Origin of the sequence: Chryseolinea soli, assembly GCF_003589925.1 — a bacterium.
In the GTDB taxonomy this organism is placed as follows: Bacteria; Bacteroidota; Bacteroidia; order Cytophagales; family Cyclobacteriaceae; genus Chryseolinea; species Chryseolinea soli.
In genome coordinates, this window is the sequence record NZ_CP032382.1 from 3,224,886 (window position 1) to 3,245,712 (window position 20,827).

A 20,827-nucleotide genomic window follows, 5' to 3' on the forward strand; every position below is an offset into this window, starting at 1 on the left:
TTTTATTCGTGCGTCCCCGAACGCTGGTGTTTCTATTCCGGACAGCGCCCTGCGTTTTTTAATTCCAAAAGCCGATTTCCACTAAAATTTCCTCGTTTTTCTGTGGCAAAGTATTTGATCAGCAAAAATGGATTTAATAGTTACCCCCATGAAGAGAGTCTATCTCGGCGAATTTGAAGAGATCGTGCTGCTGATCGTGGCCGTGCTGGAAGGTGCGGCTTACGGCGTGAACATCATGCACGAAATATTGGACCAAACGGGACGTTCCGTGCGGCTCAACCAAGTCCATGCGTCGTTGCAACGGCTGGAAGAAAAAGGCATGATCGTTTCAAAAATGAGCGACCCCACACCCGAACGCGGTGGACGGCGCAAGAGGATCTTTAGTATCACGGCCTACGGCAGCACGACGCTGCGCGATATTCAACAGGTGCGTGCAACACTGTGGAGTGTGGTGCCTTCCAACCTCAAATCTTTTACGGCGTGAACCACTTTCAAACTCCTCCTTCGCCGCCCCGTTGGGCCACGCGGCTGCTGCACTGGTATTGTGCTCCGGAGCTGCTGGAAGAAGTGCAGGGCGATATGTTGGAAGAATTTTACTTCCAATGCCGGCACAACAGTGTGGCCGCCGCCCGTCGCGACTATGTGCGCAACGTGCTGGGGTTCATGAGGCCCTTTGCCATAAAACGAAAATCATCACCATCTTATCCTATACTTCCTATGAACATGATCGGACATTACTTCACGGTGGCCCTGCGCCAGGTGTTGCGTCACAAAGCTTTTTCAGCCATCAACGTCGTGGGCCTTGCCATCGGCATGACGTGCTGTATGGCCATCTTCCTTTGGGTGGCCGACGAGAAAGCCGTCGATAACTTTCACGCCAAAGGCGATCATCTTTATAATATCTACATGACCGTTCGCTCGGCGACGGATGTAGAGGGTGTATACAACACGCCGCGACGCTACGACAGTGTGACGCACGTGCTCATCGATGACGCCAAGGAGGCAATTGCAGAGGTACAGGGCCTGGCCTTTTATGCCACGGGGTATTCGATGCCGTGGGGCAAGGCGGAGACCTTTCAGGCGGGAGACAAGATCTACAAGTTGGAGGGTTCCCGGGCCAGCAACGATTTTCTCACAATGTTCAGTTACCCGGTCATCGCCGGCGATCCCAAGACAGCGTTGAAAGATATCAAGGGGCTTGCTATTTCACGAAAGATGGCCAACCTGTTTTTTGGAAGCCCCGAAGAAGCGATCGGCAAAAGTATTCGCTATGAGAATAAGCGCGACTTCGAAATAACCGCCGTCTTCGAAGACCTGACACCACAAAGCTCGCGCAGGTTCGAATTTCTGGCCAATTGGGATGCGCATATGATGCGGGGCGGTATGGAATGGTCTTCGAACAACATGGAGGCTACCTTCCTCCTGGCCGATGGCGCCGACCCCGATCAGGTCGCCGTGAAGCTCAACAAATTGGTGCAGCCCCGTCTCGACAAGGGCCTGCCTTACACCATGGAGATTGGCCTTCAGCCCTACCGTGATCAATATCTCAAATCAAATTTTGCCGATGGCAAGCCCGTGGGAGGTCGCATCGAATACGTACGCATTTTTAGCGGCGTAGCGATCTTCATTCTCATCATTGCCTGTATCAATTTCATGAACCTGGCCACGGCCCGTTCCGTGAAGCGAGCAAAGGAAGTGGGCGTCCGGAAAGTTATCGGTTCGCCGCGCCTCTATCTCATTGGACAGTTTTTTGGCGAGTCGCTTTTGTTGTCATTCTTTGCGCTGGCCTTGTCGTTACTTTTGCTGCAGGTGCTGCTGCCTGTGTTTAATACGGTCACCGGAAAAAATCTGGTGGCACCCATCACCAGCATACCCACGTGGATCACGCTGATTAGCCTGGCGCTGATCACCGGAATCTTGGCAGGAAGCTACCCAGCCTTATTCCTTTCGTCGCTGAAGCCCGTAAGAGTTTTGAAGGGCGCGGTGCAGTTCACGCAAAACGCGATCTGGTTTAGAAAGGGATTGGCTGTGTTCCAGTTTGGCCTTTCCATTTTGCTGCTCATCGCCACGATCGTGGTATCGCAGCAAACCGCCTTTATGCAAAGCATGAACCTCGGTTACAATAAAGAGAACCTGCTTTACTTCACCATCGAGGGTGAACTCTCCAAATACGACAAGTTCCAGGCCTTCAAGCAAAAGGCGTTGCAACTCCCCGGCGTTCGGGCGATCGACCGGAGCAGTGAAGCGCCCCATGCCATGAAATTTATCGTCGACGATAACGACGGCGCGGCCGAAACAGGCGAGGAGGACAACACCGCCATCAAGTGGGAAGGCAGGGAGAAAGGTGAAATGGTGGGCTTCAAACCTACTTCCGTGGGATTCGACTTTGTGAAGCTCATGGACCTGCAGATCGTGGAAGGCCGCAGTTTTTCACGGGAATATGCCACCGACTCTGCCGACGCCTTTCTGGTGAACGAACAAGCCGTTAAGGAAATGGGCATGAAGGATCCCATCGGTAAGTGGGTGTCGGCCTGGCAAAAAAAGGGACACATCATCGGGGTGCTGAAGGACTATAATACCAACTCTTTGCATGAGCGCATTCGTCCGTTGATCGTAGATGTAAAGGAGTATGAATACTTCGGCGTCATTCTCGTGCGCACGGAGGCGGGCAAGGCCAAGGAGGTGCTGGCCGGTATGGAGCAAGTGTATAAAGAACTCAATCCCAACTATCCGTTCAGCTTCCGGTTTGTAGATGAAGACTACAATGACATGTATCGCAATGAACAGGTGATGTCGAAGCTGTCAAACGCCTTTGCCATATTGGCCATCCTGGTATCGTGCCTGGGCTTGTTGGGACTGATCATGTTCTCGGCGGAACAACGCACCCGCGAGATCGGCATTCGCAAAGCGTTGGGTGCCACTGTGTCGAGCATTGTCGGTCTGTTGTCGCAGGATTTTGTGAAGATCGTGCTGGTGTCTTTTGTGTTGGCCACACCCATCGCCGCCTACCTGATGCATCAATGGCTCAATGGGTTTGCTTTCAAGATCGATCTATCGTGGTGGATATTTGGCATCGCGGGAATCGCCGCGTTGCTGGTGGCGTTGGTAACCATTTCGTTCCAGGCCATACAATCGGCGCGTGCAAATCCTGTGGAATCTTTACGGTCTGAGTAGATGATGTAGTTTGTTTGGGTTACAAAAGTTGTTTATTTTAAGACCGAATAAGAACATTGGGATAACGGCAAGGGGCCGCGATCCCTTTGTTTTTTATGGTCCATCCGAAAGCATCAAGCATTACTATGTTCATCATCGATCTGAAATACATCGTCCCCCTCGAACAACTGGATCTGCACATGGCCGATCATGTAGCGTTCCTGCGAAAGTATTATAAGCAAAATCTATTCGTTGCCTCGGGCCGCAAGGTTCCCCGCACGGGTGGCATCATCCTGGCGATGGGTCCGTCGAAGGAACATATCGAAGGGGTGATCCAGGAGGATCCGTTCTATGTTCACAAGTTGGCGGAGTTCACCGTCACTGAATTTCTCACGTCGCAGTATCACCCGGATTTGAAGAAGTTTTTGACGGGGAAGGTTTGATTTTGGTTCTGTTTTGACATTTTCTACGGAGAGCGACGTCCATTTCTTTGCTAATTCAACCGATTGCCTGCAGTTTTCTTGGCTAACGGCCAGATAACCACGTACGATGATTTCATTTATACTTTTTTCACGGGGAAGTAAAATCGTATCATTTTTCCCGATTTCCGTATAAGACCCGCCGCCCACGTCCGCGATAGCTTTGCCTCATCAAATTAATTCACAACACAAATGGCAAAGACAATCTTTATTACCGGCGCTTCCAAAGGATTTGGAAGAATTTGGGCCGAGGCATTTTTGAAACGCGGCGACAAAGTGGTGGCCACGGCAAGAAATGTGGAATCCGTAAAAGACCTGGTGCAACGTTATGGCGCTTCCGTGCTGGCGTTGGCGCTGGATGTAAACAATCGCGCACAATGCTTTGAAGCGATCGCGAAAGCAAAAAAGCATTTTGGCACCATCGACGTGGTGATCAACAACGCCGGCTATGGACTGTTCGGCTCCATAGAAGAGACTTCCGAAAAAGAAGCGCGCGACCAGATTGAGACAAACGTTTTTGGTTTGCTCTGGGTAACGCAAGCGGCACTGCCGGTGATGCGTGAGCAAGGACAGGGTCATATCATTCAAGTGTCGAGCGTGCTGGGCATTGCTGCCTTGCCGGTGCTGGGTCTCTACAACGCCTCGAAGTGGGCCGTGGAGGGGCTGAGCGAAACGCTGGCCTCGGAAGTGAAGGGCTTTGGCATCAATGTTTCCATCGTGGAGCCCAACGGATTTACGACGGATTGGGGTGGAGCGTCCGCCTTCCATACCCAACCCCTGGCGGTATACGACGGCGTGAAAGCTGCGTTCCAAGCCGGTATCACAGAAGATAGTTTTGGAATCCCGGAAGCCACGACAGACGCCGTTTTAAAGCTGGTCGATGCGTCCAACCCACCCCTGCGCCTTTTCCTCGGCAAAGTGGCCTATCCTTGGGTGCAAAACGTCTATGCCGAACGCCTGGCCACCTGGGGCGAATGGAAAGAAGTTGCCGAAAAAGCGCACGGAAAGTAAATTAAAATGCGCGGCGTTTTGTTACCGTAAATATTTCACGGCAGCTGCGGCCAAACCCGCAGCTGCTTTATCTATTGCCTCATGACACATTACAAGACCATCAGCGAACTCCATCGCACCAACGGCTATCCGCTACCCGAAAATCCATTGATGAGCATGGTGACCTGCGATCACAACGAATCGTGCACGCTGAGACAAGACGCATTCACGACCGACTTCTACATGATCGGCTTCAAAAAACTAAAGTCAGGGGTCTTCCGCTATGGCCGTACAAAATACGATCACGACAACGGGTGTCTCTCGTTTGTCAAGCCCAGGCAGCTCATTGAATTGAGGGATATTGCCTTGGAAGAGGACGGCTTTCTTTTGTTCTTCCACGAAGACCTGTTGAATGGTCATGACTTGCACCATGCGATAAAGAAGTATGGCTTCTTCGACTACGAATCCAATGAGGCGCTTCACCTCTCGCCAAAGGAAGAACTGGTGATCTGGGAACTCTATCGCAAAATTGAAACGGAATACCACAACAACCAGGACGAATATAGCAGGGACATTATCCTCACGCACATCGATTCCATTCTCAAATATTCACAGCGCTTTTACAAACGCCAGTTCATCAACCGCGCCACCCTCACGGGCAGAATTGTTTCCCGCTTCAACGACATCCTGGCCGCCTATTTCGAGAAAGGCGACCTCCAACAAAAGGGATTACCTACGGTAAAGTTCATGGCGTCGGAATTGAATCTTTCTTCGCGGTACCTGAGCGACCTGTTAAAACAAGAAACCGGCAAGACGGCCCTGGAGTTGATCCATATCTTTTTGATCTCGGAAGCGAAGAACTTGCTGAAAGGCGCCGATAACACCGTGGCGGAAATTGCCTACGCGCTGGGCTTCGACAATCCTCCCTATTTTTCAAGGCTCTTTAAAAAGGAAGTCGGCGTCACCCCAAACCAATTCAAAAAACAAAACGTGTACGAACCCTCGGACATTTGATTGCCCGGGTGAACGACTACAGGTTTACACTTTGACCACCCCAATCTTCGGGCACCAGGTCTTGGATGGACTGTGAAAAGGTCCAGACGTAACCGTTGAGATCAACGACGGTGTATTGTCGTTCGCCATACGGAAAATCGATCGGCGCATGCAGGATTTTTGCACCGTGTTGCTGTGCACGTTCAAAATGCTGTGTCACATCGCCGACGCGGACCATGATCGAAATGGTAGACAAGCTTCCGTTGGGTGGCGGTCCGGGCTGTCGCGTAACGGCAATGGCTCCGCCCTCGAGGCTCATTTGTGCCCGGTGATCGCCGGCAATCCATCGCACCGAAAAACCAAAGACCCGCGAAAGCCATTCGATGGCCACGTGAAGATCGTCATAGGCCAACACCGGGATCATGGTGCCGGCGGGCATGGTGCGGTTGGTGTTTGACATAGCGGAGAGGTTTTGATGTAAGTAGTCACGTCGACGCATGACAAGTTAAGCTTTGAAGCCTGACCAATCAACCAAGGCACCCTGGATTTTATTGATCGAATAGACGTCATGCAAAAAGCCCGGTAATGTTTTTTACCAGGCTTATGCGGAGCAATCGTGTGAGCGCGATCAGCGGTTGGACGTTTTGAGTTGAAAGAAGCCTTTCAAGACCGGCTGCTGGCAAAGTAGTCCAACCCAAGCCAGCGTACAAAATACTACGGGGAAGGCGAACGCTTGTCCTTGCTGGACCATGATGGCCACGGCACCTCCAAAGTAGGCGGTGAGAAACAGAGCCCCGATGATGGCCGTGCGGGGAATGGTATAGAGGATCGTGATGAGCAGCAACACGATGCCAAGCGGCTGAACCAAGCTGACGGAAAATCCAAGCTGTTTGGTGCCATCCACATAGTGCGATTCGCGGATCAGTTTCATGATCGAGTCCATCAGCAAGAAAAGGATGATCAGTCCGCTGATGATGCGACCGGTCCAGAGCACGGCCTTTGAAGGCGATTTTGCGTTTTGAATTGATAAGGTTTCCATACGTTTTGTTTTTTAGATGATGGTTTTGTTTTGTTTGATGAATCAAAATTACAGCACACCTCGAAACATCACGCTGTGTAAAACCGACAGAATGCAGGGCACATTGCGACATCGTGATTTTCGATGATTCATGTTAGTGTATAGATCACACTTCCGCGAAGAAGGCGCTCCTCATCTCCTTTTTTTACCATTCGTAAGACAATATTGAAGGTATACATAGTGTGTTTGTGTGTGTCGATCGAAGCCTGCTCGCATTGACACATTATTGGTATCTTCGTTTCAGTCAACGATTAAACCTAACTCCCTATGCTTCGTTCTCAACGCCTCTTCTACCTTCTAGGCTGGTTGCTGCTCGGCAGTTTGCCGCTCATAGCCCAACCTAAACTCATCACCACTTTTCCCACACGCGGATTTTGTATTGCCGCCCCCAGGCCTGCCGGGGTGGATGCCTTTGTAAAATTTATACACGAAGAGCTCGCGCCACGCCAGGTCAACGTGCTCATCTTGCGCGTGGATTGGAATTACCAATTCGAAAAACATCCCGAACTACGCGACTCGATCGCCTTGTCGAAAGCGGACGTGAAGAAGTTGGTGAAGGCCTGCAAGGATCATAACATCCGGCTCATTCCCCAGATCAACCTGCTCGGCCATCAATCGTGGGCGGGTACGGTGTATGCGCTCCTCCGTGTCTATCCACAGTTTGACGAAACGCCCCACGTGAAGATGCCCGAGAAATATGAGTGGCCCAATGCCGACGGCCTCTATTGCAAAAGCTACTGCCCGCTGCACCCCGAAGTGCACAGCGTGGTCTTCTCGCTGATCGACGAGATCTGTGATGCCTTTGAAACCAATGCCTTCCACGCCGGTATGGATGAAGTGTTTTATTTAGGGGACGACAAATGTCCACGCTGCGGCGGCCGCGACAAAGCCGAATTGTTTGCAGGCGAGGTGCGCACCCTCCGCGATCACCTGGCCCAGAAAAATCGCGAGCTCTGGATCTGGGGTGATCGCCTGCTCGATGGCAAGACCACCGGCATGGGCATGTGGGAAGCGAGCTTCAACAATACCTACCGCGCCATCGACATGATCCCTAAAGATGTCATGATCTGCGATTGGCACTATGAACGCCCCGACAAAACGGCCGTGCTCTTTGCGATGAAAGGATTGCGTGTGGCCACAGCGCCTTGGCGCAATCCCCAGGTTGGCGCCGCCCAGGTGGCCGACATGGCCAACTTCCGTAAAGATGCTACGCCCGAAACACGCGAGAACTACCAGGGCATCGTCCAAACCGTTTGGTCGGACGCTGAGAATTTTTTGAAAGGCTATTACGCCAAGAAAGACGATCCGAAGTATAACAAGGATGAGAATACGCCCTGGAATTGTTTCAAGACCGTGTTTGCAAAATAGAATAACGACGCAACAAGAATAGTCAAAAGTACTTCACTCAGCCCATCGCATAGTCTCTCCGTTTTTGGGGAGCTATGCGTTTTTTTTTGTCCCGTTATTTTTTCTGGCGCTATAGAAAGCCCGATAAAACCGTACTTTTGGCGGCATCAATTCACTATGTTCCATGGATCTTTTTGCCTGGTTTGATCTTTTTAAGCAACAACTCAAGGAAGCCGATGCTGCACAGTGGGCGGTGTTGATCTTGGGTGTCGCCGAGGTGTTGCTCGCAAAAGCAAATAAGATCTGGTTGTATCCCGCGGGTATCGCGGCCACGATCTTGTCTGTGTACGGCCTTTTCCAGGCACAACTCTACGCCGAATCTTTTCTAAATGTGTACTATCTCGTCATGAGCATCTATGGCTGGTGGTATTGGGTCGCCAAAAAGAATGAGCCTCCCGTGCGGATCACGCATGCGTCGGCCAAGGATTGGAAGATCACCGTCGCCATCGTTGCAGGGGCAGGGGTGTTGCTTTATTTTATCCTGAAGTTGTACACGCCCTCGAACGTGCCAGCCTGGGATGCTTGGGTAAGCGCCACGGCCTGGGCGGGAATGTGGTTGCTGGCCAAACGCAAAGTAGAGAACTGGATCCTGCTGAATATTTCCAATGCGTTTGCTATTCCGTTGTTGTTTTACAAGTCGCTGCCCTTATACGGAGTGCTGACCATCGTTCTCTTTGTTGTGGCCTGCTTTGGTTATTTTGATTGGAAGAGAATAGAAGGGCTGGCCGTTCGTACGGGTGATAAGAATGCCTGAGGCCTGTCAATGCACGAGCGCGTATGAATAAGGAAGGCTTTTAGCGTATGGGCTCCCCGTTCAGATCCGTCCCCAATACATCGCTCATATAATCAAAGAACGGCCGGATACTTTTATACGTTTTGTTTACCTCCAGTAAGAAATCGGGCGATAACGCTTCGCGATCCGTGAAGGATCGTTCGAACCAATATTGTTTAAAACGCAGTAGATCGATGGCCGGATCGTCGGCGGAGAAACCACGGGGTGTGGTTTTCACTTGTTCGCCCACCATCTCACCGAAGTGCGAAGTGATGGCTTTTGAGCGGAGCATTTTTCTCCAGTCGCCTGGATTAGCGGTGATATCAAGACGAATGCGTCTGAGGTCATCGGCATGGGGGTAGGAGAACCCACAGCCTACCCGTGTAACACCGGGGGCGATCCAGATGTAATACCCACCCCGGAGCTGGGGCTTGGATCGCCTCATGTAACCGGCAAAGCGCGGGTTGTAGGGTGATTTGTCTTTCGCAAACCGGACGTCATTATAAATACGATAAAGGCTCTTTTTACCAGATGGTGTTTCCAGCCGGTCGTGTGTATTCATTTTAGCAATGAGTGCATCCATAAACTGCTCCACATTTCCTTTGGCCTTTTCATATTGCGCCTTGTGTGCATTGAACCAATCACGGTCGTTGTTGGCGGAAAGTTTCTTTAAAAAATCGAAGGTTGTTTTTTCAACGAAGGCGTTCATGCTGTGTCGGTCTGTGGGCCAAAATTAGTGCAAACCTTGTACAACGAACGCTTTTTTAGTACTGCTTTGAAAATTTATTATCAAACTTCGGCACATCATTCCGCTTCAACGGTATCTGCATGCCTCCGGTAGCTTCGAGCCAGTCGAACAATTGTGTTGATAATTGTTTTGAAATCTCGCGATACTCGGGGTCGGCAATGAGGTTGTTCATCTCATTCGGGTCCTTTTTCAAATCGTACAACTCATTTTGCGTCCACAATCCATAATAGTGGATGTATTTGTATTGTTCGGTCCGGATGGAAAACATTGTAGGCGTTTGTGGAAAGGCATATTCCCAATAGTATTCATAGAAAATTTTGTCCTTGTGTTGCGTAGCCGTCCCTTTCAGCACATCGAGGAAGGATTTGCCCTGCATAACCTTGGGGATGGGAACGCCTGCCAGTTCCAACAACGTGGGAGCGATGTCGACATTCTGAACCATGGCGTCGGTGGACGAGCCTGCCGCAACGAAGGCAGGATATTTGATCAGCAGGGGCACACGCATCGATTCCTCGTAGGCATGCCGTTTGTCGATGAGGCCGTGTTCGCCAAAGGAGAATCCATTGTCGCCCATGTAGATCACCATCGTGTTTTCTTCCAGGCCGTTCGCCTTCAGGTAGTCCATCACCTTGCCCACGCTTTCGTCGACGCTGAGCAACGTTTCGAAATATTTTCTGTAGAACGTGTCAAAATCGATTTGACCATGGTACATATAGTCCACCCCATGCCAACTGTGCCGTTGCTCCTTTACCCATTCGGGAAGATTGTGTTTTTTATATTCATCCGTCGCCGTGAGCGCGTAGGAGGGTGGCAGGGGAACGGGCTTGTTTTTATAACGGTCGTTGTGCCGCTTGGCGGGCTGGAAGGGAGCATGTACGCCTTTGTGCGATAAGTAAACAAAAAAGGGTTTGTCCTTGCTTCGCTTGTTCAACCAGTCGATGGCGTGATCGGTGAGCAGGTCGGCCACATAGGTGGAGTCTTTGAATTGGATCCGCTGTCCGTCGATGTTCAGGCTGGGATTGTAGTATTCGCCCTGGCCCTTCAACCCTTCCCAATGATGAAAGCCTTTGCGGGGGTGATCGTCGTCGTTGCCCATGTGCCATTTGCCAAAGAAGGCCGTTTGATAATTTGCTTTTTGAAGCAATTGCGGGAAGTATTCAATGTCGCTGGGTTCGGGTGCTGTATTGTCGACCACCGTATGTTTGTGGGCATACTGCCCGGTCAGTATAGAGGCGCGGCTCGGCGAGCAGAGCGCGGTCGATACGAATGCATTTTTTAGATGCTTACCCTCCCGGGCCAGCCGGTCGAGGTTGGGCGTTTCGGCCCAGTCGTTTTTTTTCATGAAGCCCATGGCATCGTAACGATGATCGTCGGCCAGAATGAAGATGATGTTCTTCTGCTTGGCCTGCGCAGACTTTTGGGCGCACACCGTCGTGGTCAGGAAGGGCAACAACAGGAGGAGGAGGCTTTTGTTCATGCGCTTTTCGGGTTAGGTCGGGCCTTGGCTTTCAGGTCGCGTCAGGCCGGTAAGGCAATATAGCCTTCCGCGGGAAAATGCATGTAAGAATTTTGGATATTCTCTGATCAACCAGCCGGTTTAGGGTATGATCGCAGCGTCATTTATTTGCGCACGAGGTTCCCATCCTCTACCAAAAGTTCAGCTTCCAGGGCAAAGTGATCGGAAAGGTCGGCATGTTTCGGGCACCACTGTTGGCGGATGGTTTTGATCTCCCGCCGCAGGAAGGTGACGGCGCCTTGTTCGTTGTTGCGCAGCAGCACATAGTCAATCAGGTGTGGCGGTTCACCTTCGTTGTTCTTTAAATCATTTTCCAACGGATCAAACGAATAGAAGTTGCTACCCGACAATTCCCCATCGGAGGCTTTCAGGATTTGCAGCATCTGGCCATAACCATCCTCGTTCTTCTTGTTGATGTTGAAGTCCCCGCAAATGATCTGGGGAACATAGGGGCGGCCATATTCTTTGAGCAGCTTATGATAGAACTCCACGCACTGGCTATGCCGGATCCAATCGCGGCCAGAGCTTTGAAGATGCGTGCCCACGATTTGAATGGGTTGGTGGTCAACGGTGATCTCGGCAAGTAACCCGCCCTTTCGCGAAAAGGCATCGATGCCCGACCGGTTCTTGAAAATGATGGCATGCGAACCGGTGATGGGATACTTACTAAAGATCCACAGCCCGCTATTGGTTCTGCAGGAGAGCAGTTTCCGGTTGGCCGGCCCCGCCTGGTAGGGATAAACGGCGTCGAGGTAGCGATGGATCTGATGACGTGCTTGTTGGTGAAACGCTTCCTGGAACACAATAATATCGTAGTCACTTTGGGCGAGGATCTTTCCGATCGCTGCCGCGCGGGCTTCGCGCCCCTTCACCTTCACGATGCCGGGAAGCATATAGATGTTCCACGAAAGGATCTTGATTTTTCTGGAGGTCGATGGAGCGGTATCCGCAGACTGGCAAAAGGCGCTGGCGGAAGTAAGGAGAAAGATGACAAATACAAGTTCAGGTTTCATCCTCTAATGGTTGAGCAAAGATGCGCCGAAGATGTTGCTCGGAAGTAAAACCAGCATTATCAATGAATCATCGTATGGCTGGAAATATTATCGCAATCTTACTTTGTCTATTCTTTAGTGACTTAAATAGTTCATAAGGTGGAAAAACGGTTGACCTGGTTGTCCTTTCTACTGGCGACAGTTTCCGTTGTGTGAGTTGCTCCAGTCAAAAATATCGAAAAAAGCAAGGCCCCGCTCTTGACGGGGCCTGCGATTTAATTGATCCTTATTCTTGTTCTTAACCTTTCTGCGTGTGTCCATGCTCATGCCCATGTCTCTTCCGCAAATCGGCCCTCATCGCGGTCCACTTCTGAAATTGCTCAGGCGTGAGGATGCCCTTGATGGCGGCTTCATGATCGGTTTTCAACTTCTCAAAGGCGGCTTTGTCCTTCGTGTCGCTCTTGCGCAGGGCGCTGAATTTTTCCATGAACTGTTGATTGACCGTTTTCATTTTTTGCGATTGGTCGTCGGACAAGTTCAGTGTAGACTTCAGCTTGGCTTCGCGTTGTTCGGAGATCTTTTGAAAATGTTCCTTCTGCTTTTCGCCGCGGGCGGTCTTCAGCTGGTCCCATTTTGTTTTTTGCTCGGGTGTGAGCAAGGCTGCGATCTCGTTCTCTTCGTCGGTGCGCATCGTTCTGAAGGCGGTCCCTTTTGCTTCCCGCGTTTGGGAAGTATCGCCCTTAAGCGCCTCGCGCTTGTTGACGTACTTTTGGTCGATGCTTTTAATAGAAGCATACTGCGCGTCGGTCAGCGCCAGATCGGTTTTCATTTTTTCGAACCGGTCGGTATGTCCTTTGTGTGAATTTTTGGCGTGTTGTGCAAAAATGATCGTACTCGTCATCATCACAATTGCCAGCATTAGGCTCTTTTTCATAATCATTTGTTGTTTTGTTTATACCCTCTTTGACTCAACAAACGCACCAGGGATTAATAAGGCTACACGGTATTAGACGCACGCCATCATTCCATCTATAAATAGGTCAAAAAATACGACCACCGTTTTCTTCTTCAATAACGCCAAACAGCCATCCTGAACCAGCAAAAAAGCCGCTTCTAACAAAATGGACTCTCAATAGGTCTCTTTTTTGATTTTTGAAACTCACCGAAGCTTGAAATTAACACGACCACCAAGAAAGACGGGCAAACGTCGCCATGGATGCAAACTTCCGTGCAGTCGGCGGGTAGGGATCGGCTGCCCTTGAAAAACTCTAAATAGTTTGCAATTTGCAACGGTCCCGTGCGCTGAAACTATCGGCTACTTATGGTCTGGTCGTACCTATTTGGAATCACTATCGCTCATGGCATCTTTTTGCTGGTGCTGATGGTTTTGAAACGTCCAAAGAAAACGCTGGCCCTCTGGCTGATCGCCGGTGTCATCCTGGCTGCCGTCATCACCAATGCCGATTTTTTTCTGATTACATCGGGCTTATATAGAACCGTTCCAAAATTTTTTGGGATGTCATTTGGTATGCTGCTCCTGCTGGGGCCGCTGTATTTTTTATACACGAAAGCCACCACCGATCCTGAATTTACCTGGCGATGGATTTACGCACTTCACTTTATTCCATACGTTCTTCACCTGGTTCTGAACATCCCGCTGTACGTCATGGACACGCCGGCCAAGATCGCGTTTGTGGAAACCTTGCTGAGCGGGCACCTGGCGTTCCGGCCCGCAGAGGTGCTCGTCAATGCTGTGCAGATTGTGATCGCCACGATCTATTTCAGTGTCGCCATCGTCCAGATCAGCAAGGCGAAAGTCCGGTTAGAGGCTGTTCCGTATGTGGTGCCGGTTGGCGAACGGATCCGGTGGCTGAATACCCTGCTGGTTTGCTTTATGGCCTATGTGGCATGCATCATCATCTTGCTGGCTTACCTGGTCGTGAAAGGAAGATTTATACCCGAAGCCAACTACCTCTACACGTTGGCCTGCTCGGCCATTCTTTACATGCTGGGCTTCCGGCTGATCCTGAACCCGGAATTGGTGAACCCCGATTTTCTAAAGAAGTATCAAAACGCCAAACAATTTTCCGACGAAGACCAGGCACGCCACCTCGCGAAACTTCACGACCTGATCGACAACGAAAAACTATTTCTCGATCCGGCGCTGAAACTGAACGACCTGGCCGCCAAGATCGGTATCCCGCCACACCAGCTTTCCAAACTCGTCAATGAACGCTGCGGCAAATCGTTCGTGGAGTTTATCAATGAAAAACGCGTACAGGAATTTATTACCCGGATGGACGACGATCAATACAAGAATTTGTCTCTTCTCGGCATTGCCCTGGACGTAGGCTTCAACAGTAAATCGTCTTTCAACCTGATCTTTAAAAAGGTCACGGGATACACGCCCTCTGAATTCAGGGAAAATAAACACCAGCCATAGATCGCCCGTTCGGGCATGATGCCAGCTCGTAAAAATTTACATGCTAAGGCGTCCTATCTTATGAGATAGGTCGATTCCAGGTGATTTCGCAGATTTCTTTGCGCAAATATTTCAATTACAAACCCCATGATCACGATGAGCAACATTACCGTGCAGCAAATTTCTATTGTCCAACCCATAAAAGCCGTGGGAAAAAACTTTACGGGCGATTACCGCCAATCCTTTGCGTACATAAAAGAAGTGCAAACCCTCTTAGACGCCCTCTCGGTGAAATGGATACCGAACAAAGTACTGGGCATCTACTATGACCATCCCGCAGAAAAAAAGGCTGAAGACCTCCAAAGTTTCCAGGGTGTTTTTACAGAAAACGAACAAGTCATCCCTACCGGGGCCTTATCCACTATAGAACTGGCGGGTTCATTTTTATATACCATAGTTTCGGGCGACCCAACCCAGACCATCGGCGAGGGCTATGCGGCGTTGTTTGAGTATGTCGGGAGACATGCCATAAAGCTTAAATCGAACGCGGGCATTCAAATCGTCACGCTCGAGAACGGCATGGCTCAAACGGAGATCTATTTGGAGCTTTAAACGACATTTATCGGGGCGCTCGTGCCGGGTCAGGGAAGCAATCGCCCAACCTAACCCGGCCGTTGCGACCCGGTCATTTGGCGCTGGCCAGTGGGGCAGCGGTAAAGAAGTTGAGGATCGTATAGTTTCGTTCACGCAAGACCAGCCACAATCCCAACAGCACGCCATAACTTCCCCCGCGTTCCACCCATTCCCAGAGTTCATAGGACGGGTAAAATAGTTCGCTGGCCATCTTCCAAACGAAAACCAATAACACCACTTGCCGGAAGGGTTTCACCAGCAAGAGCGCAGCGCCCCCTACTTCGACCAACCCAACCCGGTGCGCTACCTGAAGCGGGTCGCTAAAGCCCAACGCTTCGTATTGTTTTAATAAACCGGCTTTTCCGATCAGGTTCAACCAACCGTGTCCGGCCAGTAGAGCAAAAGCAATGAGCTGCAGGCCGATGGTGATGGTTCGCCAGTGTTGCTCGTCGTCGATTTCGCGGGGCTCAAGCTTTTGGAGCCAGCCTCTCGGCGTAAACGCACCGGCATGGCTGACGAAAAGTAGGATGAGGGGAGCGCCGTAGTTGCCGGCGCGCTCAAAAAACTCACCAAAGGATTCTCCCGACAGCGGACGCAACAGGGCCGTGAACAATCCCCAGACCACCAGCCACCCTGCGGCTATACGCAGAGGATACGTCAACAGGATGATCCCGAAAGTAATGTCCATGACACCCACGACAGGCATGAGTTGGTAGGCTGTATCCGGACCGATCCCAAACACACCAAAGTAATTGCACCATACCGCCTTCGTGATAATGCCGAATGCACCATGACCGATAAAGCACATGGCGCAGGCAATGCGGAAAATATAGTGCAAGGAATGCGACGTTGTTTTCATGATCATTGGTTTGATGCCACGGCCGTGTTACGTGTTCTCAACCGCCGGTTGATAAACTCCCCAACGGACGTTCCCATGACCACTCCTTTTTCGTTGGCCGGCCGGTAATGAATGCCGCCATACAACCGGCTGCTCGCCGCTTCGAGGGCAGCCTCGCGGAACGATTTGAAGCTGCGTGTCGTCAGACCAAATTCGGTTTCCGTAGAGTCGGTAAAGGCAAAGTTGTCGCCAAAGACACCGGTCAACGTGGTGGCTGCGGCGCTGGAGATCACGCTGTGACCACTCAGGTATTCCGGGAAGGGAGGTGTTTGCAACAAAGGCGCCCAGGTCTCTTCAATATACAAATTGATATAGGTCTCGGGCCGGATCAGCAAGTGACGGTACTTTTCATCCCAACAGGCGATAAACCCATCAGCCAGCCCCAGGGCTACCCGGGCATAAGCTTCGGCGGCGTGCGGCGCATCGGTATGTTCTTTCAAACAGGCCAGGTGCGTGATGTTCATCCAATGTCCACCGGGTGATATTTTTTTTGTGGCAAACATCACATGGCCTTTCACATTCATCACAAAAGGATTGCAGTCCCAGAAACGCGCGATCTCTTTTTGTTCTTCCGTGAGGTGTTTGCCGGTCTCGTATACTTCTATGGCCAGTTTGTAGAACTCGCTGTTCTTGTCCTTCGAGAAAGCGGGCGGTGGCACACCTTTGAATTGAGAAGCCGAGTCGATCACGAATGTGCGGATCTTTTTCCAATGCGGCTCAACCGCATCCATGTAGGCCGGTGGTGTGGGCTTCCAGGTAGACTCGCTGTCCTGGATGGAGTATTTCGGGAACGAACGGGTTTGTTTGTAGTTATCCTTCGACGCCCATTTGAGAATGTGCTCTGATACTTTCGCACCATAATCGATCGAGCGCTGGTAAACTTCTTCGGGCAATCCCGACTGGTGATATTCTTCGAGCAGGGCTTTGTGAAACTCGTCAAGCTTGTCTTCCGAAAAAATAAGCGCCCGTCCCGTCAGCAGGAGGGCTTGCACGGAGGCCAGCGGATAACAATACGCCTTGCCGGCTTCGGGTTGGGGCAAGGGCTCCAATCCATTCAACTGGCCGGCCATCGACACGAGTGTTGAGTCCTGGTGGCGCGCCGCTTCATAGGCGGCAACGCTGGTGTAGGCGTAGATGCGGCTGGCCACGGGTGGCGAGAAAATGTCGTGAACAATAATGTCCGTTATCTTTTTAACCGAACGATGCAAACGGTCCGGGTTTTGCACGTTGGCTTGATAGTCGCTATGCGATGTACAGGAAAGCAGGCATGCTATCGTGCACACCAGGAGTAATAATTTTTTCATTGCTAAAATAAAAATTGAAAAAAGGGAAAGTGTATCACACGTTCATGGGCAAGCGTGGCGCGAGGTCCTGTCAAAACAAGACAGCGTGGTCAGGCTTTACGAATGAAGCGGACAAAAAATCAAGACACTGATTTTGGAGGATGAAAAATGGGCGGGTTGGAATCGTAGCGATAGCGACTGGTAATTTCCGCGAAGGCGCGATCGATGGTCCATCCGGAGTTTAACGACTCGAGGGAGTTTGTTTTTGAGAAACAATATTTTGCCGAAGAGATCACCAGTTTGATGCCGGAGCTTTGCGGCTGCTTGCTCTCGCTGGCAAACGACTTTGAAAAATCTTTGATCTGGTTGCTGGCCTCAGTGGTTTTATAGTCGCGAATACACACCACATAGAGCGTGTCTTTATATAACCGCTGTTTGACGAGTTGATAAACGGTGCCTTCAAAGGAGATCTCGCCGTGGATGGGTTCGTACTCGTGGGAGTCGGCCCCATAGGGAATGGACAACGGCATTTTGATGATCATCTGGGCGCCGGGCTCGTTAAAACCCGATTGCAGTTTTTCGGTGACGCGGCTGGTGAGCTGATTGCGCACCATCACCAAAAAGGAGTAATACCCCACCGTATTCAATCCCATCAGGAACAGGAAGAGGATACTGAAATATTTTCTTAGCGGGGCCATGGCGTAAACAGCAGTGGAGGCTTGGGTTATGGGGATTTCGAAGGATAATATTACGCAATTACAGGTATAACCACAACCCCCCGTTTTGTGGCGGACAGCGACCAACCAAAATCAAGTCTGCAAGGCTTTTGGCCGGCGAAACCCGGGGTATTTGCGTTTATTGGAATACCTTATTTTTGTTTTTACTGCCCGGCGATGGCAACCCGCATGAAACCCCTTGTGAATAAAAAATACGTGCTCGAAAGATTCAACGGCAAAGGCGGATGGACCTTCGCGCGTCTTCCCGAAATACGGAAGGACAAGAAAAATCCTTTCGGCTGGGTAAAGGTGCGGGGAACGATAGATGGTTATGAAATACGCAAATACCACCTGATGCCGATGGGCAACGGTGATTTGTTCCTACCCGTAAAGGCCGAGATACGCAAGCAGATCGGCAAGAAAGCCGGCGACAAGGTTCACGTGATCTTGTTTCCGGACAACGAGCCGCTCGAAGTTCCGGAGGAGATGTTGCTTTGCCTGAGGGATGAGCCGGCAGCTTTGAAATTCTTTAACGCCCTCTCGGAAAGCGAACGCAAGTTCTATATCACCTGGGTGTATTCGGCCAAGCGCGAAGAGACCAAGATCAGCCGCATGGCGAAGACGATAGACCGCCTGGTACGCGGGCTAAAGCTTTATGAAAAGGAAGCGTAAGTCGCTTTAATTCTTCTCTTCGACCGTAGAAAACTTTACGGCAGGTTGATCCGTCGCGGTCGCCGTGTTCTTCTTTTTATTGAGGATATATACCGCTGCGATGCCCAATAGACCACCAACGATCGAGTGGACCTCCGGGATCTCGTTCAGAAAAATCCACGAGCCGAGGGCTGCGGAAAAAGGAACGAGGAAGATAAAGCTGCTGGCTTTGCTTGCTCCAATTTTGGAAGTGGCAACAAAGTAGAACGTTGTGGCGATGGACGTGGTGATGGTAGCACTGAAAAACAGGTTGCCCCAGAAGACGCCGTCGGCTTTGCTGAGAAGTGAGACTGAAGTCGCAGGACCGGAAAAGAAGAACATCATCACGGTACTTACCGCATACATCCAGCAACTGAAAGTGGCGGGCGATCCATAACGCGACGCCCGGGCGGTCACCAAACTCAGCACCGCCCATGCCAGCGAAGCGAGCAAGAAGTAAATGTTGCCTGCACTAAAAAGCGCGGAACCGTCGGTAAAGATCTTTAGCAGGATGACACCGGCCGAGATGCCCAGGGCAAGTCCCCAGAATTCCTGGCGCGTAGGTTTGCGCCGGGCGATGATCAGCATCATGCAATAAGAAATGATCGGGTTTAGCACCGTCACCAGGATCCCCCCGGCACCGGCTTTGCCTACGGTGAGTCCTTTGAAGAAAAGGAAAGTATATAAAGAAATGAGCACCGACGCCAGCAGCATGTCGGGCAACCCTTTCTTGCTGATGCGCAGCGATATTTTGGAGATCCACAAGATGAGGATCAGCGACACGAACGTTAGGGCAAACCGGTAGAAGGAGATGGTCAGGGGAGAACCATACACGGAAAGGATCTTTCCCGAAGTCCAACTGAAACCCCAGCAGGTCATGCTCAGGATCATGCCCAGCAGGAATAGCTTTTGGTTGGAGGCTGTCTTTTCGGTCATGCGCGTTTTGATTTTAGTGGGCGAAAGATAGGGACAGAAATTGTTCCCGGCGTGGATTTAGGAGGGGTTATTTACAGCGGGTTAACGTCGTTGCCCGGGGAAAGATTCCTGGGAAGAAAGATATAGGGCGTGTTTGTATTTATTTTTTTATGAAAATGATGTGATCTAACCTGTCGCGCTTCACGATAAGGCCAGTTTGAATTTCAACCGAATTCGTTAACTTCGGTATACGACCCTCTACGTTATGACAAGAAATTTACTGTTTGCCCTTCTTTTACTGTCCGTCCTAAGTCATGCGCAAACCCACCGCTTCATGTTCCACCTGGGAGCCAACCAGGTGATGCTGCCGGCCGTCGACGCGCAAAGCGAATTGTCCCTGATCATCCCCGTGAACACTGGTACCGGCGACTACAAATATCCGGTCACGATACGCCAGCAGTTCTCGGGTAAAGTAGGTTTCGATTTGGGCGCGAAAGCGGACCTTGTTGTGACCAAACGATTTTTTATCACCACCGGTCTGCAAGCCTCATTCGTAAGATATCAGAGGTCAACCACCCTTGAGGATTTTCCTTTGGCGATTGGATTCTCCGGTGTCCCCACGGGCTCTCCCATGGGCGCTGTGATCCTCCGGCCTGCTCCGTCGGGAAACAATGCGGTGACGCTCAACGGGGGGGATGGTAACACCTCCTTGTGGTATGGACAAATTCCCGTGATGGCGGGCACATCCTTTCTTCATTCCAAATTGGTGGTGCGAGCCGGGGCTCTGTTTTCTGTTCTGGCCTATGCCTCCGAAAATAAAACCCGCTACAGCCTGAGCGCGCCCTACGCTGCCGAGACATACAAAGACACGGATAAAAGTGCGTATCAAACCTTTCAAGCTGGCGCGGCCGTGGAGGCTACCTATTTTATATGGCCTTGGATGGGCATTGATCTACGCTTTAACCATTCGCTCACATCGCTTTATGGCGATCAAGCGAAACCACGAATGTCCGTGGTTTCGCTTGGATTGAATTATTGCATCAGCAAATAATCGCGACGCGCTTCGCACCCTAAGAAATTTTTTAGTCCCTGGTGTCTTCAGTCAGTCTGAATCTTTCATTCACCCGGTAGAGATTGCGTCG

21 protein-coding genes are annotated in these 20,827 nt (G+C 50.9%); 11 read left to right on the top strand and 10 right to left on the bottom strand.

What is annotated here, in order from left to right:
* The first annotated feature begins 148 nt into the window (after nucleotides 1-148).
* The 5 genes from D4L85_RS13935 to D4L85_RS13955 all read left to right on the top strand — a co-directional run bounded on the left by D4L85_RS13935 (nucleotide 149) and on the right by D4L85_RS13955 (nucleotide 5,636).
* A complete protein-coding gene (locus D4L85_RS13935) occupies nucleotides 149-484 on the top strand; it encodes a PadR family transcriptional regulator (protein WP_119754869.1) in 336 nt (111 codons plus the stop codon).
* On the top strand, nucleotides 481-3,174 hold the full coding sequence (locus D4L85_RS13940; RefSeq protein ID WP_228450889.1) for an ABC transporter permease: 2,694 nt from the start codon (nucleotides 481-483) through the stop codon (nucleotides 3,172-3,174). Before D4L85_RS13935 ends, D4L85_RS13940 begins: the two co-directional genes overlap by 4 nt.
* A gap of 125 nt (nucleotides 3,175-3,299) precedes the next feature.
* The gene (locus D4L85_RS13945; RefSeq protein ID WP_119754870.1) at nucleotides 3,300-3,596 is read left to right on the top strand and encodes a YciI family protein; all 297 of its coding nucleotides are present in this window, start codon (nucleotides 3,300-3,302) and stop codon (nucleotides 3,594-3,596) included.
* A gap of 228 nt (nucleotides 3,597-3,824) precedes the next feature.
* Nucleotides 3,825-4,643, top strand: a complete 819-nt coding sequence (locus D4L85_RS13950) for an SDR family NAD(P)-dependent oxidoreductase (RefSeq protein WP_119754871.1) — start codon at nucleotides 3,825-3,827, stop codon at nucleotides 4,641-4,643.
* 81 nt (nucleotides 4,644-4,724) lie between these two features.
* On the top strand, nucleotides 4,725-5,636 hold the full coding sequence (locus D4L85_RS13955; RefSeq protein ID WP_119754872.1) for a helix-turn-helix domain-containing protein: 912 nt from the start codon (nucleotides 4,725-4,727) through the stop codon (nucleotides 5,634-5,636).
* A gap of 16 nt (nucleotides 5,637-5,652) precedes the next feature.
* On the opposite strand, the gene D4L85_RS13960 is transcribed toward D4L85_RS13955, so the two are convergent.
* Both D4L85_RS13960 and D4L85_RS13965 read right to left on the bottom strand, forming a co-directional pair.
* A complete protein-coding gene (locus tag D4L85_RS13960; protein WP_119754873.1) occupies nucleotides 5,653-6,075 on the bottom strand; it encodes a VOC family protein in 423 nt (140 codons plus the stop codon).
* 168 nt (nucleotides 6,076-6,243) lie between these two features.
* Nucleotides 6,244-6,654 carry a DoxX family protein gene (locus D4L85_RS13965; RefSeq protein ID WP_119754874.1) on the bottom strand — a complete coding sequence of 137 codons (411 nt, stop codon included), beginning with the start codon at nucleotides 6,652-6,654 and terminating at the stop codon, nucleotides 6,244-6,246.
* A gap of 306 nt (nucleotides 6,655-6,960) precedes the next feature.
* On the opposite strand from D4L85_RS13965, the gene D4L85_RS13970 reads away from it, so the two are divergent.
* Complete coding sequence (locus D4L85_RS13970) at nucleotides 6,961-8,061, top strand: family 20 glycosylhydrolase (protein WP_119754875.1); 1,101 nt, start codon at nucleotides 6,961-6,963, stop codon at nucleotides 8,059-8,061.
* A 163-nt stretch (nucleotides 8,062-8,224) separates the two neighbouring features.
* The gene (gene pnuC, locus D4L85_RS13975; RefSeq protein WP_119754876.1) at nucleotides 8,225-8,854 is read left to right on the top strand and encodes a nicotinamide riboside transporter PnuC; all 630 of its coding nucleotides are present in this window, start codon (nucleotides 8,225-8,227) and stop codon (nucleotides 8,852-8,854) included.
* 40 nt (nucleotides 8,855-8,894) lie between these two features.
* On the opposite strand, the gene D4L85_RS13980 is transcribed toward pnuC, so the two are convergent.
* The 4 genes from D4L85_RS13980 to D4L85_RS13995 form a co-directional block, all read right to left on the bottom strand.
* Nucleotides 8,895-9,581 (bottom strand): DUF2461 domain-containing protein, encoded by a 687-nt coding sequence (locus D4L85_RS13980; protein ID WP_119754877.1) that lies wholly within the window; start codon nucleotides 9,579-9,581, stop codon nucleotides 8,895-8,897.
* A gap of 55 nt (nucleotides 9,582-9,636) precedes the next feature.
* Nucleotides 9,637-11,097, bottom strand: coding sequence for a sulfatase family protein (locus D4L85_RS13985; RefSeq protein WP_119754878.1), 1,461 nt, complete (start codon nucleotides 11,095-11,097; stop codon nucleotides 9,637-9,639).
* 143 nt (nucleotides 11,098-11,240) lie between these two features.
* Nucleotides 11,241-12,149, bottom strand: a complete 909-nt coding sequence (locus D4L85_RS13990) for a sphingomyelin phosphodiesterase (RefSeq protein WP_119754879.1) — start codon at nucleotides 12,147-12,149, stop codon at nucleotides 11,241-11,243.
* 277 nt (nucleotides 12,150-12,426) lie between these two features.
* Entirely contained in the window at nucleotides 12,427-13,062 is a 636-nt protein-coding gene (locus D4L85_RS13995) for a Spy/CpxP family protein refolding chaperone (protein WP_160143716.1), read from the bottom strand.
* 387 nt (nucleotides 13,063-13,449) lie between these two features.
* Here D4L85_RS13995 and D4L85_RS14000 point away from each other — a divergent pair, with 387 nt between their 5' ends.
* A complete protein-coding gene (locus D4L85_RS14000) occupies nucleotides 13,450-14,571 on the top strand; it encodes a helix-turn-helix domain-containing protein (RefSeq protein WP_119754881.1) in 1,122 nt (373 codons plus the stop codon).
* Nucleotides 14,572-14,706: 135 nt separating this feature from the next.
* Nucleotides 14,707-15,162, top strand: a complete 456-nt coding sequence (locus D4L85_RS14005; RefSeq protein WP_160143717.1) for a GyrI-like domain-containing protein — start codon at nucleotides 14,707-14,709, stop codon at nucleotides 15,160-15,162.
* A 73-nt stretch (nucleotides 15,163-15,235) separates the two neighbouring features.
* On the opposite strand, the gene D4L85_RS14010 is transcribed toward D4L85_RS14005, so the two are convergent.
* From D4L85_RS14010 to D4L85_RS14020, 3 genes are all read right to left on the bottom strand, one after another.
* Entirely contained in the window at nucleotides 15,236-16,042 is an 807-nt protein-coding gene (locus tag D4L85_RS14010) for a hypothetical protein (protein WP_160143718.1), read from the bottom strand.
* Nucleotides 16,043-16,044: 2 nt separating this feature from the next.
* Nucleotides 16,045-17,385 carry a vanadium-dependent haloperoxidase gene (locus D4L85_RS14015; RefSeq protein WP_119754884.1) on the bottom strand — a complete coding sequence of 447 codons (1,341 nt, stop codon included), beginning with the start codon at nucleotides 17,383-17,385 and terminating at the stop codon, nucleotides 16,045-16,047.
* Nucleotides 17,386-17,504: 119 nt separating this feature from the next.
* Nucleotides 17,505-18,062 carry a hypothetical protein gene (locus tag D4L85_RS14020; protein WP_119754885.1) on the bottom strand — a complete coding sequence of 186 codons (558 nt, stop codon included), beginning with the start codon at nucleotides 18,060-18,062 and terminating at the stop codon, nucleotides 17,505-17,507.
* A gap of 207 nt (nucleotides 18,063-18,269) precedes the next feature.
* On the opposite strand from D4L85_RS14020, the gene D4L85_RS14025 reads away from it, so the two are divergent.
* The gene (locus D4L85_RS14025) at nucleotides 18,270-18,752 is read left to right on the top strand and encodes a YdeI/OmpD-associated family protein (RefSeq protein WP_119758791.1); all 483 of its coding nucleotides are present in this window, start codon (nucleotides 18,270-18,272) and stop codon (nucleotides 18,750-18,752) included.
* Between the two features lie 6 nt (nucleotides 18,753-18,758).
* On the opposite strand, the gene D4L85_RS14030 is transcribed toward D4L85_RS14025, so the two are convergent.
* On the bottom strand, nucleotides 18,759-19,706 hold the full coding sequence (locus D4L85_RS14030) for a DMT family transporter (RefSeq protein ID WP_228450890.1): 948 nt from the start codon (nucleotides 19,704-19,706) through the stop codon (nucleotides 18,759-18,761).
* Between the two features lie 244 nt (nucleotides 19,707-19,950).
* Between D4L85_RS14030 and D4L85_RS14035 the strand changes: the two genes are divergently transcribed.
* A complete protein-coding gene (locus tag D4L85_RS14035; protein WP_119754886.1) occupies nucleotides 19,951-20,736 on the top strand; it encodes an outer membrane beta-barrel protein in 786 nt (261 codons plus the stop codon).
* Nucleotides 20,737-20,827: the final 91 nt, after the last annotated feature.

Bases quoted from the DNA above. Each gene is read 5' to 3' on its own strand.
- D4L85_RS13935 (WP_119754869.1), top strand. From the start codon at position 149: ATGAAGAGAGTCTATCTCGGCGAATTTGAAGAGATCGTGCTGCTGATC.
- D4L85_RS13945 (WP_119754870.1), top strand. From the start codon at position 3,300: ATGTTCATCATCGATCTGAAATACATCGTCCCCCTCGAACAACTGGAT.
- D4L85_RS13950 (WP_119754871.1), top strand. From the start codon at position 3,825: ATGGCAAAGACAATCTTTATTACCGGCGCTTCCAAAGGATTTGGAAGA.
- D4L85_RS13955 (WP_119754872.1), top strand. From the start codon at position 4,725: ATGACACATTACAAGACCATCAGCGAACTCCATCGCACCAACGGCTAT.
- D4L85_RS13960 (WP_119754873.1), bottom strand. From the start codon at position 6,075: ATGTCAAACACCAACCGCACCATGCCCGCCGGCACCATGATCCCGGTG.
- D4L85_RS13965 (WP_119754874.1), bottom strand. From the start codon at position 6,654: ATGGAAACCTTATCAATTCAAAACGCAAAATCGCCTTCAAAGGCCGTG.
- D4L85_RS13970 (WP_119754875.1), top strand. From the start codon at position 6,961: ATGCTTCGTTCTCAACGCCTCTTCTACCTTCTAGGCTGGTTGCTGCTC.
- pnuC (WP_119754876.1), top strand. From the start codon at position 8,225: ATGGATCTTTTTGCCTGGTTTGATCTTTTTAAGCAACAACTCAAGGAA.
- D4L85_RS13980 (WP_119754877.1), bottom strand. From the start codon at position 9,581: ATGAACGCCTTCGTTGAAAAAACAACCTTCGATTTTTTAAAGAAACTT.
- D4L85_RS13985 (WP_119754878.1), bottom strand. From the start codon at position 11,097: ATGAACAAAAGCCTCCTCCTCCTGTTGTTGCCCTTCCTGACCACGACG.
- D4L85_RS13990 (WP_119754879.1), bottom strand. From the start codon at position 12,149: ATGAAACCTGAACTTGTATTTGTCATCTTTCTCCTTACTTCCGCCAGC.
- D4L85_RS13995 (WP_160143716.1), bottom strand. From the start codon at position 13,062: ATGAAAAAGAGCCTAATGCTGGCAATTGTGATGATGACGAGTACGATC.
- D4L85_RS14000 (WP_119754881.1), top strand. From the start codon at position 13,450: ATGGTCTGGTCGTACCTATTTGGAATCACTATCGCTCATGGCATCTTT.
- D4L85_RS14005 (WP_160143717.1), top strand. From the start codon at position 14,707: ATGAGCAACATTACCGTGCAGCAAATTTCTATTGTCCAACCCATAAAA.
- D4L85_RS14010 (WP_160143718.1), bottom strand. From the start codon at position 16,042: ATGAAAACAACGTCGCATTCCTTGCACTATATTTTCCGCATTGCCTGC.
- D4L85_RS14015 (WP_119754884.1), bottom strand. From the start codon at position 17,385: ATGAAAAAATTATTACTCCTGGTGTGCACGATAGCATGCCTGCTTTCC.
- D4L85_RS14020 (WP_119754885.1), bottom strand. From the start codon at position 18,062: ATGGCCCCGCTAAGAAAATATTTCAGTATCCTCTTCCTGTTCCTGATG.
- D4L85_RS14025 (WP_119758791.1), top strand. From the start codon at position 18,270: ATGAAACCCCTTGTGAATAAAAAATACGTGCTCGAAAGATTCAACGGC.
- D4L85_RS14030 (WP_228450890.1), bottom strand. From the start codon at position 19,706: ATGACCGAAAAGACAGCCTCCAACCAAAAGCTATTCCTGCTGGGCATG.
- D4L85_RS14035 (WP_119754886.1), top strand. From the start codon at position 19,951: ATGACAAGAAATTTACTGTTTGCCCTTCTTTTACTGTCCGTCCTAAGT.